General features: G+C 59.9%; 5 protein-coding genes. 3 read left to right on the plus strand and 2 right to left on the minus strand.

Translation table 11 applies throughout. The features are described 5' to 3' along the window. Nucleotides 1-807 (minus strand): LLM class flavin-dependent oxidoreductase (locus tag FEM54_RS27070; protein WP_138453706.1); only part of this gene is annotated, 807 nt, incomplete at its 3' end. A gap of 9 nt (nt 808-816) precedes the next feature. Next, a complete protein-coding gene (msuE, locus tag FEM54_RS27075) occupies nt 817-1,380 on the minus strand; it encodes an FMN reductase (protein WP_099547895.1) in 564 nt (187 codons plus the stop codon). Between the two features lie 400 nt (nt 1,381-1,780). On the opposite strand from msuE, the gene FEM54_RS27080 reads away from it, so the two are divergent. The 3 genes from FEM54_RS27080 to FEM54_RS27090 all read left to right on the plus strand — a co-directional run. Then, nucleotides 1,781-2,050, plus strand: coding sequence for a hypothetical protein (locus FEM54_RS27080; RefSeq protein ID WP_138453707.1), 270 nt, complete (start codon nt 1,781-1,783; stop codon nt 2,048-2,050). A 234-nt stretch (nt 2,051-2,284) separates the two neighbouring features. Next, nucleotides 2,285-3,445 carry a cysteine desulfurase family protein gene (locus FEM54_RS27085; RefSeq protein WP_138453708.1) on the plus strand — a complete coding sequence of 387 codons (1,161 nt, stop codon included), beginning with the start codon at nt 2,285-2,287 and terminating at the stop codon, nt 3,443-3,445. 49 nt (nt 3,446-3,494) lie between these two features. Then, nucleotides 3,495-3,760: aminopeptidase P family N-terminal domain-containing protein (locus FEM54_RS27090; protein WP_171045910.1), on the plus strand; the 266-nt coding region annotated here is incomplete at its 3' end.

The raw sequence follows: 3,760 nt of genomic DNA on the forward strand, positions 1-3,760 counted from the left end.
CCGCTGGCCTTCGGAATCAAAGCGCGAGAAGGATTTTTGCGCCGCGGCGATGGTTTCATCGCTGATGTGTTCGATCAGTTTGGCGGCGGCTTTCCAGGCGTCTTCTTCGGTTTCGCGCACGATTACATGCAGGCGAATGCCGAACTTGACGGTGCGCCCATGGCGCGCTGCGCGTTCACGCACGTCGGCCAGTTTTTGCGCAACGGCGGCGGGCGGCTCGCCCCAGGTCAGGTACACGTCGACCTGCTCGGCGGCCAGGTCGTGGGCAGCATCCGACGAACCGCCGAAGTACAGCGGCGGATACGGCTTCTGCACCGGCGGGTAAAGCGCTTTGGCGTTCTGCACACGCAGGTGCTTGCCTTCAAAATCCACCGACTCGCCCTGCAACACACGGCGCCAGATCTGCAGGAATTCGTCGGAGACTTCGTAGCGTTCACTGTGGTCGAGGAAGCTGCCGTCGCCACGGTTTTCGTCGGGGTCGCCACCGGTGACCACGTTGATCAGCAATCGGCCGTTGGACAAGCGGTCCAGGGTCGCGGCCATGCGCGCCGACACCGTGGGCGAGATGATCCCCGGGCGAATCGCCACCAGATAACGCAGGCGTTCCGTCAGCGGTACCAGCGCCGAGGCGATTACCCAGGAATCTTCACACGAGCGCCCGGTAGGAATCAGCACGCCGAAGTAACCGAGGCTGTCAGCCGCTTGCGCCACCTGCTTCAGATAATTGAGGGTGACCGGGCGCGCACCTTGGGTGGTGCCGAGGAAATGGCCGTCGCCATGTGTGGGCAGAAACCAGAAAACATCCATGACAAATCCTTAAGCGATTTTCAGCAGAGAGGGGGAGTGCGCGGCAAACAACGGCGCTGCGCGTTCTGCAGCCAGTTGAATGCGGGCTTTTAATAACTCGCTGGTTATTTGGTAGTCGGTGAAGTCAGCTTCGGTGGCGTACACACCGATCGGCAGGGTCAAGGCCTGGAAGAAGCTGAACAGCGGACGTAACTGGTGATCGAGGACCAGTGCATGGCGCTCGCTGCCGCCGGTGGCCGCGAGCAACACCGGAGTGTTGATCAAGGTGTTGAGGCCTACCAGGTCAAACAGGTGCTTGAGCAGGCCAGGATAGGAGCCGCGATACACCGGCGCGGCAACGATCAGCAGGTCGGCCTGTTCGATGGCCAACAGTTGCGTTTCGACCTCGGCCGGCAGTTCATCGCGTGAGAGTGCGCCGCCCAAGGGGCGGGCAATGTCACCCAACTCGATCAGGGTGGTCTGGATCGGCAGTAACGTGGCCAGTTCGGCCAGCACGGCCTGGGTCAATACCAAGGTGCGCGATGGGCGCCAGGTTCCGCCAGAGAGGGCAACGACATTCAGGGGCCGTGACATAGAACAGTTCCTTTTTCAACAGAGGTGGGTAGCAGGTTAAGTGGAGCGTGTTGAGCAAGAGCTGTACCAATGGCTGCAAGCCTTGATTGGCGAGGGCTGCAGACGAACTGTTGAAAAAGGAGCTGTTGCCTGGTTGCGGTTTTGTTGAATGACTGTTGCCTGGGCAACAGTTGCGTGGCGAACAGTGTTGGTTGCGCGCAGGGCCATTTATAGAAGGTTATGGTTATGCCGTAAACGAACGTATTTCCATATTTATAGATCTTAAATGAATATGAGTGGGCGGCTATCAAGCATGCCGGAACGGTTGATAGCGACTATCACGGCGGATGATTTTTCACTGTGCGAGGGCGGGAGTAGCCTGTGTTCATTGACTACAAACCTCCTTCGCAGGGCCTTCACCATGAACCACTTTCTGGCTGTTTCCTTAATAGTTGTCAGCGCTGTCCTTGCCGGATGTGCGACCCATCCTTCGCCTGAGTCGCGTCCTTATACCGCCGAAGAAACCAGGCAATTGGCCCTTGAAGCCTTGAGCCGTCGTGGCCTGTCGTTTGATGAATATCAACAGCAGCGCGCCGCGTTGACCGGGCAGCCACAGAAGCCGTTCGGCTTCGACCACCAGGGCGAAATGAACGCCGAACGCAGTGTGGTGATGCACGGTCGCCCCAGTTGAGCCGGCGCCAAGTGGCAAAAAGCCCGAGGATTCCCTTAAGGAACCTCGGGCTTTTTGTTTGCCATTGGGATACTTCAGCCTGTTAAGCTGAATTTCAGGAGCGTTCCTACGCACATTTGCATAAAGTGGTCCTTCTTTTATGGCATCCGACGGGTTAAATCTGACGACCTCTGTTCCGGTCGATGCCCTCCCGAGGCGCTGTCCTGGGGAATACGCTCTGCGAGTCTTAACGTCATGAATAAACGTCCGTTGTATTTCGACTACGCCGCCACCACGCCGGTGGATGAGCGGGTCATTCAAGTGATGGTCGAGTGTCTGGGTTTTAATGCCAACTTCGGCAACCCTGCGTCCAGCTCCCATGCGTTTGGCCAGGCGGCCCGGCACACGGTCGAGCAGGCGCGGCGCCAAGTGGCCGAACTGGTCGGCGCCCAACCTGAACAAATCGTCTGGACCTCCGGTGCCACAGAATCCAACAACCTGGCGATCAAGGGGGTGGCCCAGGCGCGAGGTGTGGCAGGTGGGCATGTCATCACCAGCCAGATCGAACACAAGGCCACATTGGATACCGCGCGGCAGTTGCAGGACGCCGGCGTGGCCGTGACCTACCTGGTGCCGGACGCTGAAGGCTTGATCAGCGCCGAGGCAGTCAGTGAAGCCTTGCGCGAAGACACCTTCCTGGTGTCGCTGATGCTGGTAAACAACGAGTTGGGCACCCTCAATGACATCCCCGCCATTGGTGCGCGCGTACGTGAGCACGGCGCGCTGCTGCATGTGGATGCGGCGCAAGGCGCGGGCAAGGTCGCGATCGACCTGGCTGAATGGCCGGTGGACCTGATGTCGTTTTCTGCGCACAAGCTGTACGGACCCAAGGGCATTGGCGCGCTGTATGTTGGCCCGCGCGCGCAGCAGAAGGTACTGGCGCAGATTCACGGTGGCGGCCACGAAGGCGGGTTGCGCTCCGGCACCCTGGCGACTCACCAGATTGCCGGCATGGGCACTGCCTTCGCCTTGGCGGCGCAGTCCTTTGCTGAAGAAAAAGCCGCTATCGTCGCGTTGCGTCAGCGCCTGCTCAATCAGTTGGAAACGATTGCCGGCGTGCGCCTCAATGGCAGCGCCACCCAGCGCATTCCCCATACACTGAGCCTCACGTTCACAGAGGGCGAATTCAATTCCGCCGCGCTGAGCGCCGGTATCGCGTTTTCGGCCACCTCGGCGTGCAATTCGGCGAGTAATGCGCCGTCACACGTGCTTCTGGCTTTGGGCCATGACGCACGCAGCGCCGGTCGAACTATTCGCTTGAGCCTGGGCCGGTTTACCACCGAGCAGGATATCGACGCGGCCGTGCAGTTGATCAAGGCCGCACTGGTCAATGCGCCGGCGTTCTGGGCGGTCTGATTTTTCAGTCACAACACATAACAATTATGAGTGGTTAGCAGGAGATATGATGAGCACGCAGCCTTTGACCCATGGAACGGTTCCCCAGCGCCTGGCGCATACCCGCGAACTGATGCGCCGCGAGGGCATCCATGCCCTGCTGGTGCCGTCGGCCGACCCGCATCTGTCCGAGTACTTGCCGGGTTACTGGCAGGGGCGGCAATGGCTGTCGGGGTTTTATGGCTCGGTAGGCACGTTGATTGTCACCGCGGATTTTGCCGGCGTGTGGGCCGACAGCCGTTACTGGGAACAGGCGACCACGGAGCTCAAGGGCAG

The organism is Pseudomonas edaphica (genome assembly GCF_005863185.1).
GTDB lineage: Bacteria > Pseudomonadota > Gammaproteobacteria > Pseudomonadales > Pseudomonadaceae > Aquipseudomonas > Aquipseudomonas edaphica.

Coding starts and splice junctions, on each gene's coding strand:
- msuE (WP_099547895.1), bottom strand. CDS start 1,380: ATGTCACGGCCCCTGAATGTCGTTGCCCTCTCTGGCGGAACCTGGCGC.
- FEM54_RS27080 (WP_138453707.1), top strand. CDS start 1,781: ATGAACCACTTTCTGGCTGTTTCCTTAATAGTTGTCAGCGCTGTCCTT.
- FEM54_RS27085 (WP_138453708.1), top strand. CDS start 2,285: ATGAATAAACGTCCGTTGTATTTCGACTACGCCGCCACCACGCCGGTG.